This window comes from Salibacterium aidingense DSM 18341 (assembly GCF_000429685.1).
In the GTDB taxonomy this organism is placed as follows: domain Bacteria; phylum Bacillota; class Bacilli; order Bacillales; family Marinococcaceae; genus Salibacterium; species Salibacterium aidingense.
The window spans coordinates 15,569-29,365 of sequence record NZ_AUCI01000034.1; the positions used below are offsets into that span (position 1 = coordinate 15,569).

General features: G+C 43.7%; 21 protein-coding genes and 1 pseudogene. 21 read left to right on the plus strand and 1 reads right to left on the minus strand.

Annotated elements, in window-relative coordinates:
- Positions 1–4 precede the first annotated feature (4 nt).
- The 21 genes and pseudogenes from G475_RS26565 to G475_RS27825 all read left to right on the plus strand — a co-directional run bounded on the left by G475_RS26565 (position 5) and on the right by G475_RS27825 (position 13,091).
- Positions 5–403, plus strand: coding sequence for a phage structural protein (locus tag G475_RS26565; protein ID WP_051302792.1), 399 nt, complete (start codon positions 5–7; stop codon positions 401–403).
- A 43-nt stretch (positions 404–446) separates the two neighbouring features.
- Positions 447–701 carry a hypothetical protein gene (locus G475_RS0120495; RefSeq protein WP_026702861.1) on the plus strand — a complete coding sequence of 85 codons (255 nt, stop codon included), beginning with the start codon at positions 447–449 and terminating at the stop codon, positions 699–701.
- Between the two features lie 37 nt (positions 702–738).
- Positions 739–861, plus strand: coding sequence for a hypothetical protein (locus G475_RS27930; protein WP_267880116.1), 123 nt, complete (start codon positions 739–741; stop codon positions 859–861).
- Between the two features lie 74 nt (positions 862–935).
- On the plus strand, positions 936–2,000 hold the full coding sequence (locus G475_RS0120505) for a hypothetical protein (RefSeq protein ID WP_026702862.1): 1,065 nt from the start codon (positions 936–938) through the stop codon (positions 1,998–2,000).
- 48 nt (positions 2,001–2,048) lie between these two features.
- The gene (locus tag G475_RS0120510; RefSeq protein WP_026702863.1) at positions 2,049–4,694 is read left to right on the plus strand and encodes a phage tail tape measure protein; all 2,646 of its coding nucleotides are present in this window, start codon (positions 2,049–2,051) and stop codon (positions 4,692–4,694) included.
- A gap of 3 nt (positions 4,695–4,697) precedes the next feature.
- Positions 4,698–5,120, plus strand: coding sequence for a phage baseplate protein (locus G475_RS0120515; RefSeq protein WP_026702864.1), 423 nt, complete (start codon positions 4,698–4,700; stop codon positions 5,118–5,120).
- Positions 5,117–5,443, plus strand: a complete 327-nt coding sequence (locus G475_RS0120520; protein WP_026702865.1) for a phage baseplate plug family protein — start codon at positions 5,117–5,119, stop codon at positions 5,441–5,443. Before G475_RS0120515 ends, G475_RS0120520 begins: the two co-directional genes overlap by 4 nt.
- On the plus strand, positions 5,436–6,236 hold the full coding sequence (locus G475_RS25850) for a phage protein (RefSeq protein ID WP_051302794.1): 801 nt from the start codon (positions 5,436–5,438) through the stop codon (positions 6,234–6,236). Before G475_RS0120520 ends, G475_RS25850 begins: the two co-directional genes overlap by 8 nt.
- Positions 6,233–6,670 carry a hypothetical protein gene (locus tag G475_RS0120530; protein WP_026702866.1) on the plus strand — a complete coding sequence of 146 codons (438 nt, stop codon included), beginning with the start codon at positions 6,233–6,235 and terminating at the stop codon, positions 6,668–6,670. The genes G475_RS25850 and G475_RS0120530 overlap by 4 nt, the downstream gene beginning before the upstream one ends.
- The gene (locus G475_RS0120535; protein ID WP_026702867.1) at positions 6,667–7,029 is read left to right on the plus strand and encodes a contractile injection system sheath initiator; all 363 of its coding nucleotides are present in this window, start codon (positions 6,667–6,669) and stop codon (positions 7,027–7,029) included. Before G475_RS0120530 ends, G475_RS0120535 begins: the two co-directional genes overlap by 4 nt.
- Complete coding sequence (locus G475_RS0120540) at positions 7,022–8,158, plus strand: baseplate J/gp47 family protein (RefSeq protein ID WP_026702868.1); 1,137 nt, start codon at positions 7,022–7,024, stop codon at positions 8,156–8,158. Before G475_RS0120535 ends, G475_RS0120540 begins: the two co-directional genes overlap by 8 nt.
- A complete protein-coding gene (locus G475_RS26570) occupies positions 8,155–8,973 on the plus strand; it encodes a hypothetical protein (protein ID WP_051302796.1) in 819 nt (272 codons plus the stop codon). Before G475_RS0120540 ends, G475_RS26570 begins: the two co-directional genes overlap by 4 nt.
- A gap of 57 nt (positions 8,974–9,030) precedes the next feature.
- Entirely contained in the window at positions 9,031–9,414 is a 384-nt protein-coding gene (locus tag G475_RS25860; RefSeq protein WP_035712200.1) for a phage tail protein, read from the plus strand.
- 12 nt (positions 9,415–9,426) lie between these two features.
- The gene (locus tag G475_RS0120555; protein WP_026702869.1) at positions 9,427–10,194 is read left to right on the plus strand and encodes a hypothetical protein; all 768 of its coding nucleotides are present in this window, start codon (positions 9,427–9,429) and stop codon (positions 10,192–10,194) included.
- Between the two features lie 12 nt (positions 10,195–10,206).
- Positions 10,207–10,434 carry a hypothetical protein gene (locus G475_RS0120560; RefSeq protein ID WP_026702870.1) on the plus strand — a complete coding sequence of 76 codons (228 nt, stop codon included), beginning with the start codon at positions 10,207–10,209 and terminating at the stop codon, positions 10,432–10,434.
- Between the two features lie 112 nt (positions 10,435–10,546).
- Positions 10,547–11,209 carry a DUF4145 domain-containing protein gene (locus G475_RS0120565; protein ID WP_026702871.1) on the plus strand — a complete coding sequence of 221 codons (663 nt, stop codon included), beginning with the start codon at positions 10,547–10,549 and terminating at the stop codon, positions 11,207–11,209.
- A gap of 13 nt (positions 11,210–11,222) precedes the next feature.
- A complete protein-coding gene (locus tag G475_RS27415; RefSeq protein ID WP_156911828.1) occupies positions 11,223–11,372 on the plus strand; it encodes a hypothetical protein in 150 nt (49 codons plus the stop codon).
- Between the two features lie 174 nt (positions 11,373–11,546).
- Complete coding sequence (locus tag G475_RS0120575) at positions 11,547–11,816, plus strand: phage holin (RefSeq protein WP_026702872.1); 270 nt, start codon at positions 11,547–11,549, stop codon at positions 11,814–11,816.
- 36 nt (positions 11,817–11,852) lie between these two features.
- Complete coding sequence (locus G475_RS0120580) at positions 11,853–12,164, plus strand: hypothetical protein (RefSeq protein ID WP_026702873.1); 312 nt, start codon at positions 11,853–11,855, stop codon at positions 12,162–12,164.
- A gap of 15 nt (positions 12,165–12,179) precedes the next feature.
- Positions 12,180–12,686: pseudogene (locus G475_RS27820) on the plus strand (peptidoglycan recognition protein family protein); the annotation flags it as partial.
- A gap of 72 nt (positions 12,687–12,758) precedes the next feature.
- Positions 12,759–13,091 carry a peptidoglycan-binding domain-containing protein gene (locus G475_RS27825; RefSeq protein WP_267880117.1) on the plus strand — a complete coding sequence of 111 codons (333 nt, stop codon included), beginning with the start codon at positions 12,759–12,761 and terminating at the stop codon, positions 13,089–13,091.
- Positions 13,092–13,251: 160 nt separating this feature from the next.
- Here G475_RS27825 and G475_RS0120590 read toward each other — a convergent pair.
- Positions 13,252–13,797: DUF3231 family protein (locus tag G475_RS0120590; protein ID WP_026702874.1), on the minus strand; the 546-nt coding region annotated here is incomplete at its 5' end.

Genomic DNA, 13,797 nt, shown 5'->3' on the forward strand with positions numbered 1-13,797 from the left:
CAGAATGGAAACGTATGATCCAAGACAAGTAAAGTTGGTGGTGGCCGGTCGAATCATCACCGGATTTGCCAGCGGTTCGTTTATCACAGCGGAGAAACAAAACAATAACTACAGCTCACATGTAGGTGCTCAGGGTGTTGTTTCTCGTACTCGGAGTGCGGACCCCAGAGGGAACATTTCTACTACGATCAAACAAACGAGTCCTGACTCTGGATTTTTAAACAGTTTGGCGAAGTCAACTGAACTTTTTCAGGCTGAATTGATTGATCGAAACACTAATAAAGTAAATGTTGGCGGTAATGAATGTTGGATCGAGAAGCCTGCATCGATTGAACGTAGTAATGAAGAGCAAGAGCAGCAGTGGAATATTATTGTTGCAGACTACGATCAAGAAATTAGTTAATCAAGGGGCTGCGATGCCCCCTTTATTCAAGGAGGTCATATACATGGCAAAACAAGAAAAGGTAACTATTGGCGGAACAGAATATACCCTGCAGCATCCAGGTGCTAGGTGGTATGTATCCCTGCAGGACCGCATCAGAGACCCGCGATCTGGCCTGAAAATGAACGAGAAATACTACGATGAAATGCTGGAAAACGTGGTTGCTGATCCTGTCGTTGAAATCGATGACTTTGATGATAATACTAAGGATTTAGGTGAGTTGATCAGCGAATGCGAATCCTTTCTTAACGCCGGATAGTTACGAGGAGATTTACCAACGGGTAGAAAAGGATTGGGTGTTTTGGCGACCGGTGGCAGCTGGAATTATATCACTGGAACGAGCTGAAAACATGGATATGAATGAGTTATTTGAGATTAATGCTGCTTTAGACATCTACCTTAATAAAAACAACATGTGAAATTTGCCCCACCAATTGTAGAAATACATGTAAATATGTAAAATTAAAGTCATAATACAAAAGGTGGGGTCATTATGTTTATCTTTGCATTAATTGGCGTGCTTGGGTTTTTAGGGACGATTGTGTTCTTAATTTGGGCGCTAGTCAGGAAGTTTCAAAAAAAGCCTGCTAAGCAATTTGTTTCTTATGCTGGGGTTTCATTCGCGGCTTTTATAATTGCTATGATTTTTGATCCAGGAACTGAACAAACAAGCTCAGATTCTGAACCAGCTGAAGAAGAACAGTCAGAAGAAGTTCAATCAACTGAATCTTCTGAAGGCAATAATAATGAATCAGAAGAGGAAGAAACAGAAGAACCGAAAGAAGAATTGTATTTATCCGCAGAGACCCTGAAATACAACAAGGAAAACGATGTCGTAACTATAGCAGGAGAAACCAACGTAGTCGATGGTGCATCAATTACGTTTGCCTTATTAGGTAATGGAGATGAGGATTACGCATTAGTTCCTGACTCCACGACTGTTAAAAATGGTGAGTTTGAAATAACATTAGGAGATTTTGAGGATAATAGTGAGCAAGAGTACGTAGAGAATGGAGATTATCCAGTGGTGGCAAGTTTTGGGACTCAAAGAGATGAGGCATTATCATCAGAATACGAAGGTTATGAATATTTCACTAACAATTATACCATACAAAACGACGCGCAAATTGAAAATACCGAAAGTGGGTTTTTAATAGAATCGATTGATTTAGGTAATATATCAATTGAAAATGCTTATTCCGCTGAAGAAATAGAAGACTTGAAGTTAGATAATAAAAAACAAAACGCTGAGCAATTAGACTTCGCTAGATTGAAAAAAAATCCAGATAAGCATGCAGGTACTTATGTAACCTATACCGGTGAAATTATTGAAATACAAGAAAGTGATAATACGACCTATATGAGGCTTGCAGTTACAAAAACGAATTATGGTTATGACTATGACGACGTAATTTATGTCGAATATGATGATTATACTGAATTCGTTGAGGAAGATGAGGTCACTATTTACGGTGAAGTTTACGGAACATTTGACTACACTTCTCAAGCAGGATGGGACATTTCTATACCTGCTGTCATAGCAGATATAGTTGAATAGTTAACAGGCGTCCTCCGGGGCGTCTTTTTTATGGAAGGAGGGATATAATTGGCTAGAATTAGAGACCTGGCAATCGGCATTAGCTGGGATATCAACGACAGGGCCATAAGAAACGCGAATGAACAAACGGATCGGTTTGTAGATAAAGTCAGCAATGCTGATAGAGATATTCAGAATATGGGACGTCAATTTGATCGCACTGGTTCAGGTATGGATCGTACCCTTAACCAAACTGGATCGGCTGTTGATCGGTTTGGTGAGCGGATAGATAGTGCGAGCGCTGGTGCCCGAAACTCGATGGACCGGGTGAGCAGCTCTATTGTTGATGTTCGTGGCAATATCCTGAGTATCCCTGATCCTAATATAAGTGCCGGGCAGCCTATACGTCAGCTGCAAGATATTAACGATGCGGCCGAGGATATCCAATCATCCATTAGAAGCATGCCGGATCCGGAAATTAATGGCTCCCAGGCCAAGGAAGAGCTACAGGATGTCGAGAATAAAGCACTCGATCTTCAAGACGTATTATCCGGTATCGGTGGATTCGGTGCAGGTTCAGTAGTAGGCGGTGACATTGCGTCATTCCAACAAATGCCCCGTGATTTTATGGCTTCGTTGAATATCGATCAGGAAGTAGCGGATCGGCTTACCGAGGAGACTAAGGATGTATGGGAAAGCATACCGAATATACATCGAGAGGAAGCTCAGAATGCTGTTGAGCAGTCATATCGTCGATTTGAAACAGGTCAATATGGTGAAGACATCGCCAATTTAGCAGATGTAAGAAATGCAGATGTAGATGAGGTTGGCCGTTCAGCTTCACTTGCCTCTGATCGTTTTAATATTAGACCTGAGGAATCAATAAATCTGTTTTCTGAAGCTGCAACACGATTGGAAGATAATTCATTTGAAGAAATGCTTGATAATTTTGATGAATTTTCAAGAAATATAGCTGATGTAGGTTTGAATGCAAAAGATGCTTTTGGACCTATGATTGCTGCTGGAGAAGTTAATCCAAGGGTAATGGATCGCTTTGCGGATTCGTTATCCTCAGAATTTTTTGCAGGAATTAATCAAGAAGACGAAGAAAAAGTAGGCGCTTTAGAGGAATTAAGTGGTTCTGAAACCCAAGCAGAAGAATGGATATCTAGAATCCAAAGTGGCGGGACCCAGGGACGAGAAGCCTATCTGGATATTAATAATCAATTATTAAACTTAGAAAACAATGGAGATCGCGCTAGAATTGGAAGTGAACTATATGGAGCAATGTTCGAAGAACAACAAGGTGATATTTTAGATGTTATAAGCAACATGGACGATTCCATGAACGATTTCTCCGCAACAATTGATGATGTGGAGCAAAAGAACGACGGCATGTGGAATGATTTCATGGAAAAAGGGAAAGAAGCTCGTTCTTGGTTGGATGAGGCGACAGCAGGAACTTTTGGACCATTTGCTGAAGTGCTGGGAAATCTAATGCCGACGTTAGGTGCTATCGGGGGTTATGGTTTAGGGAAATTAACTTCAGGCGGATTTGGAGGCAAAACAGGTGACGGCCGTGGTCAATCTGGCAGCCTTAAGGGTCGTGCCGAAGGTGCAGGCCGAGGTATCATGAATACGGTGCGTGGTGCAGCCAAATGGGGTGGACGTGCTTTGGCTCCTGTGGGCGCAGCCATGGACATCTATGATATTTCCACTTCGGCCCCTGGCGAAGATCGAGAAGAAGCACTTAGCTCGGCAGCTGGCGGATGGAGTGGGGCGGCAGCCGGTGCAGCTGGTGGCTCAGCATTAGGTTCAGTAATTCCAGGTGTTGGCACGGCTATTGGGGGCACTGTCGGAGGTATAGGAGGCTATTTCGGTGGCAGTAAAATTGGAGAATCGATAGCAAATAATGTAGACTTTTCAGCTATCCCTGATAAGATGCAGGATGCAAAAGAGGAAGCCATAGATTTTCTTTCTGATCTCCCAAGTGACGCAGCCACGGAAGCTGGTAAGATAGCCGGGAGCGTTGGTTCGGAGCTGGTTGGCTTTCCTGAGGAATTCGGTGCTTGGTTTGAAACCGCCCATGAGAATGCTATGCAATGGATGAGATCCATCCCTTCAGACATAGGAGGGTTTGTTGCTTCTATACCGGGGCAAGTTGAAGCAGGAATCGGAGCTGTATGGTCATCTTTTTCAAGTCTCGGCTCATCTGCAATTGATGGTATAGTGTCTGGCTTCAATTCAGCGAAAGAAGGACTCGGGGCAGCGGGTAGTTGGATAGTTGACCGAGTGAGTGGGGGCGTCAATTTTGTGCAGGATCGGGTTGATCATTTTACGAGTGGGTTTAATCAAACATACAATTCATCCGGTGATATGCCTGGGCATGCCGAAGGTGGCATTTTTGACGAGCCGCACGTAGCAACATTTGCCGAGAATGGACGTGAAGCAGCTATCCCCATCGATGAAAATAGGGACCGCGCACTTGGAATTTGGAGAGAAACCGGGCGGATGCTTGGTGTTGGTCAAGAAGCAGGAACCTCGATGAACGTTCAACGAGGTGGGAACACGTACAATTTTAACCCAATGACAACTATCAATGTTATGGGGAATATGACTCCTGATCAAGAACGTCAAACCGAAGTGAGATGGAAACGGAAAATTAAGCAGTGGCATGAAGATTTTCATCGGGAGATAAGAGCAAGGGAGGTCTAGGAGATGGCTAGGATAGGAAACGTTGAATTCAATGCACTTCGAGAAGAAAGAAGTTTTATTAATGAAGTGACCAGTCATCCGGTCGAAGACGAAGGGGCTGCCAATGATCATGTAATCAATGAACCGGTTTCCTACACCATCGAAGGCGTAGTAACTAATCCAGGGGCAGCCCGAGCGCATAGAGAATTGAAAAGCATGCGTTTAAGTGGTGAGCCTATACGTTATGACGGGCGTGCGAATTTAAAGAGAGCGATCATAGAAGAGTTTATAACGGATGTGGATGTAAATATCCAGAACGGTTTTAACTTTACTATGACTATCAAACAGGTGAATTTCGCTAGGCCTTCTACTGTAGGTATGCTCCCTGTCTCATTAAAAGCCGATACTTCTGAAGTAGGAAATGCAGGAAGGGTGCAGCCTCAATGATCATACCGATTGAAAAAGAACGAATCCCATACGAGTTTGAAATTAGGCTGAACGAAACCTTGTACACTTTCGAGATCCATTACAACGGAGAACATGATTTCTTCACTGTAGACCTTTACCAAAATGGGGAGGTCATTATATATGGCGAAAAACTTGTGTATGGGCGACCGCTGTTTGAAGGTGTGACGGACTCAAGACTTCCTTCTGACCAAATAACTCCTTTAGACCCTTCCGAGGAGGAGAACAGCGTGACATACGATAACTTCGCAGAAAGCGTGTTGCTCTATATTGGTGCAGAGGAAGAAGGCGATATCGATGAATAGCTTTATGCGTAAAGGTAATATCATTATGGGGCGCGCTTCGTTATCCTCTGAATTATATGACTATGAATTCGAAGTGGAGTTTGATGATAACCCGGAAAAGAATCATGCCGAAGTCGTCTTTTTTAATTTATCTCATGATCGTATTAATCGGATATCCCGAGGTGACCCATTGATCATAAATGCAGGTTACCAAGAAGATGTTGGAACGGTCTTCGTTGGGGCTGTATATGAATCGGATACTGTAAAAGAAGGTGTTGACCGACAAACAACGGTAAGGGCTGTGGATGCTACCGACCAAAGAGATAAACTTCGTGTAAATAAGACTTACAAGGAAGGAACGAAGGCTTCGCAGATTATCGAAGATCTCTGCGGCATCGTTGGACTTAGCATTGGCGCGTTGAATTTACCTGAGGATGTGCAATACCGACAAGGGAAGCATGAAGCTGGAACCATCTTATACCGGTTACGATTGTTAGCAGAAGATTGCGGCGCTAAGTTTCATATCGCTAAAGGAATGGCAAACTTCCGCCCTCCTGGTGAAGGAGATGATATTCGCTTTGTTTTTTCTCCTGAACGTGGCCTGATTGGCAGCCCAGAACCGTTCGTTGAGGAGGATGAAAAAGGCAATGAAGTTAAAGGGTACAACGTCCGTTCATTGCTCAATCACCGCATACAGGCTGATAGCAAGCCAGAAATTAAGTCTCGAGATGTTAATGGGAGTTACCGTGTAAGGAAAGGCACACATACTTGGAATCGAGACGAAGCTATTACAGAATTGGAGGTGATTGAATGATTCATACAAATATGATCTGTAAAGTGGAGCGCTATGACGCAGAAACGGGGATTGGTGATATAGTTCCTCTGTTTACAGACGAGGACGGAGAGCAGCTCCCGATGATTGTAAATGCGCGTGCTCAGAGGCAGCGACTGAAGATTCCGAAAGAACGGACGCTCGAAAGCGGTAATGTTGAACACTCGCCGATCCCAGATGGCGGAACCTCACACACCATTAACAGCGGTAGCGAGACAGTCTCCTATAAGGCAGATGGAGATGCCCAGGACATATTATTAATTCCGTCATACAAAAAGGGTGACATTGTCATGGCCTGCATCACGGAAAGAGACTTTGCCGACGCCGTGAAAGGGCGTGTAGGGAACGGAGACAGTAGAGAGCCACACGATTCCATGTCAGCCATCATCACAGGATTGGTAGGTGATGAAGGGTGAAGGCCTTAAAAATAAATGAAGAGACCGGCGACATCGAGATGGAAGACGGTGTGCCTACTTGGGTTGATGGTAATGATGAGTTGATCCAAGAAGTCCGTAGCGTTGTAAAAACAAATATCGAAGAGTGGTTTTTAGACCCCGGTTTTGGTACGGACCATAACTCAATGGTCGGTAAAGATGTAACGGAGGATGACATAACGCAAGCGATTGAAGAAGCGATGGAACAAGTCGAAAGAGTAGAAGGTATTAGGAATATAACGGTTAATATGGATCGCAGCGACCGAGAACTATCGGTCTATTTTTATATCTTGGTTAATGGGGAAGAGTTACCGGTTGATGGGGTGATAGAAAATGCTTGATGGCAATGGATTTAAACGTAAAAGATACGCCGATATTATAGCATCTTTAGAAAATAGAGCCAGGGAAGCATTTGGTGAAACGGTTAATCTATCCCATCGTCAATTTTTAGGTATCGCAATCCGAGTGATAGCCAGAGTTCTTTCAATTTTCACCCAAGACCTTGAAGATACCTACAATGCAGCATTTTCGGATACGTCATCAGGAGTGGCTCTTGACCGCAATGCCAAAAGGCAAGGGGCGAGAAGATCAGGACCCTTACGCTCCACTGGGGAAATTGAAATAACCGGTGAAGAAAATACGGATATCGATTCCGGCTTTGTGGTTGAAACGAGCCACAGCATACGGTTCCGGACTACAGAGAGCGTAACCATTCCGTCGGACGGTACAGTTACAGCCGACATTGAAGCTGTCGAACGAGGGCAGCAGGGCAACGTTAATGCTGGCGACATAACGGAGATCGTGAATCCATCCCCTGGTATCGACAGTGTCACTAACCCGGAAGCCACTTCTGGCGGACGTGATCGAGAAAGCGACGAGGAACTTCGGGGACGTTTAGACCGAGCCCGTTCGAAAGAAAATCGCCTTGTGTTCAATTTGCTTGATGTGCCGGGCGTCCGGGATGTCTATCTGGACTCAAATGAAACGAGTAGTACGTCCGATGGCATTCCTCCAAAGAGCATTGAACCAGTCGTCTGGGGCGGTGCTGAACAGGACATTGTGGAAACGATCATGAGATACAAATCAGGCGGCATTCAGTCGTTTGGTGACACCGAAGTAACTGTCCAGGACAGCAAAGGAAAAGATCAAGTGATTGGGTATTCTCGGCCGAGCATTGTCGATGTCTATGTCAATGTAACGCTAAGCGGGATAGCCGACCAGGAGGCCATCCGATCGAATATCATTGAATACATCGGCGGTCAGGACGCAGACGGCACCGAATATGACGGCCTTGGCATCAAAGAAGATGTTATTGCCTTTCAGGCTCTCATGGCAGCCGGCGAAGACAGTGAAGCTGATGATATCAGTATTGAGCTATCGACTGATAATGAATCATTTGCCTACGAAAATATTGAAATTAGTCAAAGAGAGTACGCCCGCACGGACGCGGACAAGGTGGTGTTTCAATGACACTAGCTGAGAAGATGCTGTCATGGATCACGGACCGGTACAGTAAACGGCCGGATTCCAAGATCGCAAAGCTGATGGCGGTAGTGGGGGAGGAAATACAGGAGAAACTGTTTGATACTCGGGACGCCATCGTCTATTACCAAGATATCGATAACGCAGAGGGGAAGGTGCTTGATCGATACGGGCAGGATGTAGGCCAGCGACGAAACGGGATGGATGATCAATCCTATCGGTACATGATCAAGACGAAAGACAGCGCCAATTTCTCCAATGGTGATATCGAGACGATAAACGAGATCATGGAGAACTTACTCGGTGAAGCATACAAAGGTCTGGCGGAATGCTGGCGGTACGAAAAGTACGACAACGAACCGGCAGCCCTTGTTCTGTTGTACGAGACCGATATCTTCACCCCGCAGCTTAAGTTTGACGGTACCGCCAAATTCGATGGAACGTATTTGTTCAGCGGAACCAAAGAAGGCGAGTTTGCAACGGCCGCGATTGAAAATGTCAGAACATCGATCCGGCGCATCGTACAGGATGGCATCCGGATTTACTTCGGCGTTCCAATCGAAGCAGCATACCAGGACATCATTGCATACAGCACCTTAATCGTTCCAAGAATCTCCAAGACCTATACGCTGCCGATCAATTATGAAGCCGGTTTTCACGTACAAAGGGATACGCAGATTACCAAAGCGCTCAAGTTCGACGGGAGCGCTTCTTTTAATGGCGTGCACCAGTTTGATGGCGAACGAGATCCTACGGAGTATGGCCTCCAGATGAGAATTAATGGAGAGGAGGTTGAAGCATGAAGGTGGCTTCCAAACCAACCTATAATGTCGAGATCAAAGAAAGGAAGGTGAAGCAGCATGGCGGTAAAAAAAGCCGTAGCAACCACTCGCAGAACGAAAAGCGCTGAGGCATCGGCCGGAGTTGATACGTTAACTGCTATTACTCAGGTCGGCTGGGGAGACGGCGGCCACGATGCAAGTACCGGTGATGTGAATGATCCGGATCCGGATGCGACTCAGGCACCAGGGGAATTTCTGGTCAAAGACATTGAGAATGCAAATGTTGATGGCACCAATGCAGTCATTGAAGTGGTACTTTCTGCAGATGAAGGAAACGGCCGAAATATATCTTCCGTTGCTCTCTATGACGAAGATTCAGACCCTGTAGTATTTGTGAACTTCTCCCCTAAGGGGAAGGATTCAGACACGATCATCGAAATTGATCTTACTGAAGAACATTAAAGGAGGGATAGCATGGCAGATCATCCTATTGAGGACCCGAAAGCATATGACCAACAGTTGAGACAGATAGAGACAAGTGATGATGTTCATCCGGACGTTGTAAATCCGTTATTTCATCAGCTCATTAACAACGATGCTTACTTGAAAGAACAAATTGGCGAACTAACTAACCTTTCCACCGAGCAGAAGAGCAACCTGGTTGCTGCCATAAATGAACTGCTCGATATGAGAGGCGACTTGAACAATTTGGATACCGATGATAAATCGAGAATTGTTGCAGCCATAAATGAACTGGTGCTGAAATTTAGTACGCATAGTTCCGAAACTGTGTCAGATGGCGCGCACGGAATGGGTAATATTGCTTCTGAAGAATATGAAGAGGGGGAATGGACTCCTAGTTTGGTTGGAAACACAAATGAAGGAAATCATTCATATAACACCACACGGGTGGGAAGGTACATCAGGATGGGGAACATGGTGCACGTCATGTTTCAGGTTCGTATATATTCTGAGGACGTTGATACGAGTTGGGAGGGCCGTCTATATGTATCAGGGTTGCCTTTTCCAGCACGAGCACCGTGGGCAGGGAATTTCGCCCATGAAATGGAATATTTAAATACAGGTTCATCTTTTATTTCTATTGATGCTAGTAATAACGACATTCGCTTTTGGACTCATTATACTGACGGAACAAATTCTTCTGACCCTGTGGACGTTGAAGATGTAAATACAAATGAGAGGATTAGGATTAGGGGTTCTGTCAGTTATGAAATTGAATAGGAGGGGAAGTCCATGAAAGAAATTATTACAATATCAAACTTAACGAGCAACAGTGTTAGTATATTGAAGCAAAAATTCACAGAAGACACGGACGAACAAGTAGGAAGCAACTGGCGTAAAGCATATGTAAATTCGGAAAGAGGTCGAAAAAATGTAAGTGATGAACTGCCGTCACCGCAACAAGACGCTATTTTTACGGTTTGGGGAGACGAACCGACAGTAATTGAGGGCAGCGAATAGCGTGGCTTATGCGCACTAGATGCAGCACCCCCAATGGATGTGTTTTTTATGAAACGCATATCTTGTTATATTTTGTTAAGATAGGAGGGATATAAAATACAGAGGTGGTCAAATGCAATTTAGAACTATTACATTAGAACGCAACTCAGTTTATGTCGATGCTTTCCCTAATAAATGTGGACTATGTGGTAAGAATGTAGACCCTGTTTATATCGGCGGAGCTTTCCATAATGGTGGAAGAGAAAAAGCAAAGAAAATGGAATTGTCGTTTCAGTGTCCCAATAATAAGTGTAATAGCTTAATTATTGGGTACTATGAAAGGACAAGTGAAAACCCTCAATTTGCGTTGGAAAGCCACGCCCCTATCCGGCCTGTCGATCGAAAATTTAACGAAGAAATTCTTGAAGTCTCGCAAAATTTTACAGAAATTTATAATCAATCATATTTTGCAGAGCAAAATGATCTCACCCAAATATCTGGCATCGGTTACCGTAAAGCGTTGGAGTTTTTAATAAAAGACTATTTAATATATATAGAAGCCGATGATACTGACAAAATTTTGAAAGAACCTTTAGGCCAGTGTATAAATAAACTAGATAATCTTAACATTAAAGAGATTGCAAAAAGAGCAACATGGATAGGTAATGATGAAGCCCACTATATTAGAAAGTGGGAGGATAAAGACGTCAACGATTTGAAAAAATTAATCGAAGTGACTGTATACTTTATCGCAATGGACATTTCTTCAAAGAAATATTTAAATGAGATGTCTTAAAGGAGTTAAAATTATGAAAGAATCAACTTGCTCGAAAGCTGAGATTGTAGAGGTAATAAAAGTTATAGTGCATTCAGGATCTGGAGAAAAAAATTCAGATCCCATAAAAGAGAAAGTAGAATACTGGACAAAAGATGGAGAGTTTCTATTTTCTGAATACTAACAAAAACAAATGTTCTTATATTGCTTTCTCAACAAACGAAAATCAAGGACTGTCTGTAACCGAGAGAAAGCCTTGAATTAAGCAGCACCACAAAAGACGTTTGGTGCAATAAACAAAACATTGAGGAGTCTCCAAACGGAGGCTCTTTTTTAATTCTAAAAGGAGAGTGAGGACATGAAAAAAGTAATTGATAAGCTATTCAAAGGTGACAAGGAGAAGGCGCAGGTGTTCCGGAGTATCTTCACAATTCTTGCAGGTATTGCCGCAGCCATAAAGCAGGTGCTGGAAGCCACGTTTGGTCTTGCGATTCCTTCAGAAACTGTAGATGCATGGGTGGATCTGGTGTCCTGGGTAGTCATCATCTACGCCATGTACCGCAATAACTATTTCGGCGAAAAAGGACTCAACCAACTCAAGCTACTTATCAATAGCGGACTCGAGTAATATCTTGTGCTTGATATAGAGAGAAGGGGGCCAAGCATGGGCGATGAACAAAACAATGAGTGGTACTCGAACAAAGAACTATTCGAAAAGCTAGACGCTTTTAAGGATAACTTTCGTGATCTGCGTGTTGAGATGGAGCAAACCAGATCCGCAATAAAAAAATATAACGGGCTGCGTGAGGAAGTTGGCAAGGCCAGAGAAGAAATTGAAGATGTAAGGGGCAAAGTTAATCATCTGGAGGCAACAGCTCAGGGCCGGTCAACTGTGTGGAATAGTATCAAGAGCTGGGGCGGATGGATAGTGGCCGTCCTTACTATGGTGGCCGGGTATTTAAAACTTATTATGTAAAGGAAGGTGGAATACATGGGATACGCCATCACAAAAAAATACATCCGGCACGGGAACGCTCGGCCTGGTCACAAGCTGACCGGGCCAATTTTTGGGGTCGCACATGATACGGGTAATCCGGGATCCACTGCACACGGCAATCGTAACTATTTCAACAGCCAGCAGCCGTCAGCATCGGCTCATACGTTTATTGATGATAAATACATTTTAGAAATAATCCCGCTGGACGAGAAAGCCTACCATGTGATTTACAATGTAACCACTGATAATCGTCGGTATGGTGATGACGCCAATGATGCAGCGATTGGAGTTGAGCTCTGTTATGGAGGTAACATCAACTTTGATGAAGCGTATGCGCGTTATGTATGGTATTTTGCTTATCTATGTGATAGATACGGTTGGGATCCGGACGAGGATATCACAGGACATTCCAAATTGGATCCAGAACGTAAGACGGATCCGGAAAATGCGCTTAATCAGAACGGCGTGTCGTTCCAGCAATTTATTAATGACGTAAAGAGAGAACTGGACGGGGAAGGAATCGCATCCTCCACTGATGATGAACTGCTGCAGAAAGGCGACAACGGAAGTAAAGTGGAACAATTGCAAGAAGACCTGATGGCAGCGGGAGAAGAACTTCCGCGTTTCGGTGCAGACGGAGATTATGGCAGTGAAACAGTCGAAGCAGTGAAGGCATTTCAAGCACGCCATAATTTGACTGTAGACGGCATTGCCGGACCGAATACAATGAAAAAGTTGAAGGAGGTAATTAAAGATATGACACAACAGAAGCCTAATGAAAGCCATAAAGAAGCATGGGAATGGGCGCAGGAAAAGGGTTTACTCAATGGAAAGGATCCACGGAAGCCGATTACGCGGGAGCAGATGTCTACTGTTATGATGCGGCTATATAAAAAGCTGAAATAAACAGGGCAGGGGCTTTCCTGCTAAACAAAGTAGAAAAGAGCAGACTTGAAATTGGGGTCTGCTCTTTCCCATGTTCAACTATGTGATTGAATAAAGGAATGGATTATTTTTAGTATATCCTTTTTTAAACAGAATAACCAAAAAGAACGTATAATGAAAATTAATTTTTATCAGCTAATTCATCCCGGTCCGCTGCCCGTGGTGGTTCCTCCATCCAACCGTGTTTGATCATGATTCTCGCCCCATTGTCCGCAAACTTAGCGATTTCAGCGATTAATCTGCTATACATAACTCCGATATCCCTGCGTGGACTCATGGACATGCTTGTACCGTAATATCCCATACCGGTGGCTGTCAAAGCTGAACAATAAAACATCATTTTTTTGTCAGAATAAGTGTAAGTCGTTGAATCTGTCACCTCAGAGTCTAACATCATGGGGCTGGGTAAATCATTATCTTTTAAATAGGATTCAAATATTTCACAATGTTTTTGAGCAATTTCTTTACCCTTTTTAAAATATTGAACAACCTCTTTGTTCCTGGCAACCTGACTGTAACCCATCATTGTAGCTGATCCTAAAGCATTTCTTAGGAAATTGGCATAAAGATTGGAGATTTCTATAGCCGTTAACGGTCGTCTTTCTCCAAAATATCCGCTTAAAAAGTTTTGTTTTTTGACGTAATCATAGGTTTCTGGTTTTGGAAT

Bases quoted from the DNA above. Each gene is read 5' to 3' on its own strand.
- G475_RS26565 (WP_051302792.1), top strand. From the start codon at position 5: ATGGAAACGTATGATCCAAGACAAGTAAAGTTGGTGGTGGCCGGTCGA.
- G475_RS0120495 (WP_026702861.1), top strand. From the start codon at position 447: ATGGCAAAACAAGAAAAGGTAACTATTGGCGGAACAGAATATACCCTG.
- G475_RS0120505 (WP_026702862.1), top strand. From the start codon at position 936: ATGTTTATCTTTGCATTAATTGGCGTGCTTGGGTTTTTAGGGACGATT.
- G475_RS0120515 (WP_026702864.1), top strand. From the start codon at position 4,698: ATGGCTAGGATAGGAAACGTTGAATTCAATGCACTTCGAGAAGAAAGA.
- G475_RS0120520 (WP_026702865.1), top strand. From the start codon at position 5,117: ATGATCATACCGATTGAAAAAGAACGAATCCCATACGAGTTTGAAATT.
- G475_RS25850 (WP_051302794.1), top strand. From the start codon at position 5,436: ATGAATAGCTTTATGCGTAAAGGTAATATCATTATGGGGCGCGCTTCG.
- G475_RS0120530 (WP_026702866.1), top strand. From the start codon at position 6,233: ATGATTCATACAAATATGATCTGTAAAGTGGAGCGCTATGACGCAGAA.
- G475_RS0120540 (WP_026702868.1), top strand. From the start codon at position 7,022: ATGCTTGATGGCAATGGATTTAAACGTAAAAGATACGCCGATATTATA.
- G475_RS26570 (WP_051302796.1), top strand. From the start codon at position 8,155: ATGACACTAGCTGAGAAGATGCTGTCATGGATCACGGACCGGTACAGT.
- G475_RS25860 (WP_035712200.1), top strand. From the start codon at position 9,031: ATGGCGGTAAAAAAAGCCGTAGCAACCACTCGCAGAACGAAAAGCGCT.
- G475_RS0120555 (WP_026702869.1), top strand. From the start codon at position 9,427: ATGGCAGATCATCCTATTGAGGACCCGAAAGCATATGACCAACAGTTG.
- G475_RS0120560 (WP_026702870.1), top strand. From the start codon at position 10,207: ATGAAAGAAATTATTACAATATCAAACTTAACGAGCAACAGTGTTAGT.
- G475_RS0120565 (WP_026702871.1), top strand. From the start codon at position 10,547: ATGCAATTTAGAACTATTACATTAGAACGCAACTCAGTTTATGTCGAT.
- G475_RS27415 (WP_156911828.1), top strand. From the start codon at position 11,223: ATGAAAGAATCAACTTGCTCGAAAGCTGAGATTGTAGAGGTAATAAAA.
- G475_RS0120575 (WP_026702872.1), top strand. From the start codon at position 11,547: ATGAAAAAAGTAATTGATAAGCTATTCAAAGGTGACAAGGAGAAGGCG.
- G475_RS0120580 (WP_026702873.1), top strand. From the start codon at position 11,853: ATGGGCGATGAACAAAACAATGAGTGGTACTCGAACAAAGAACTATTC.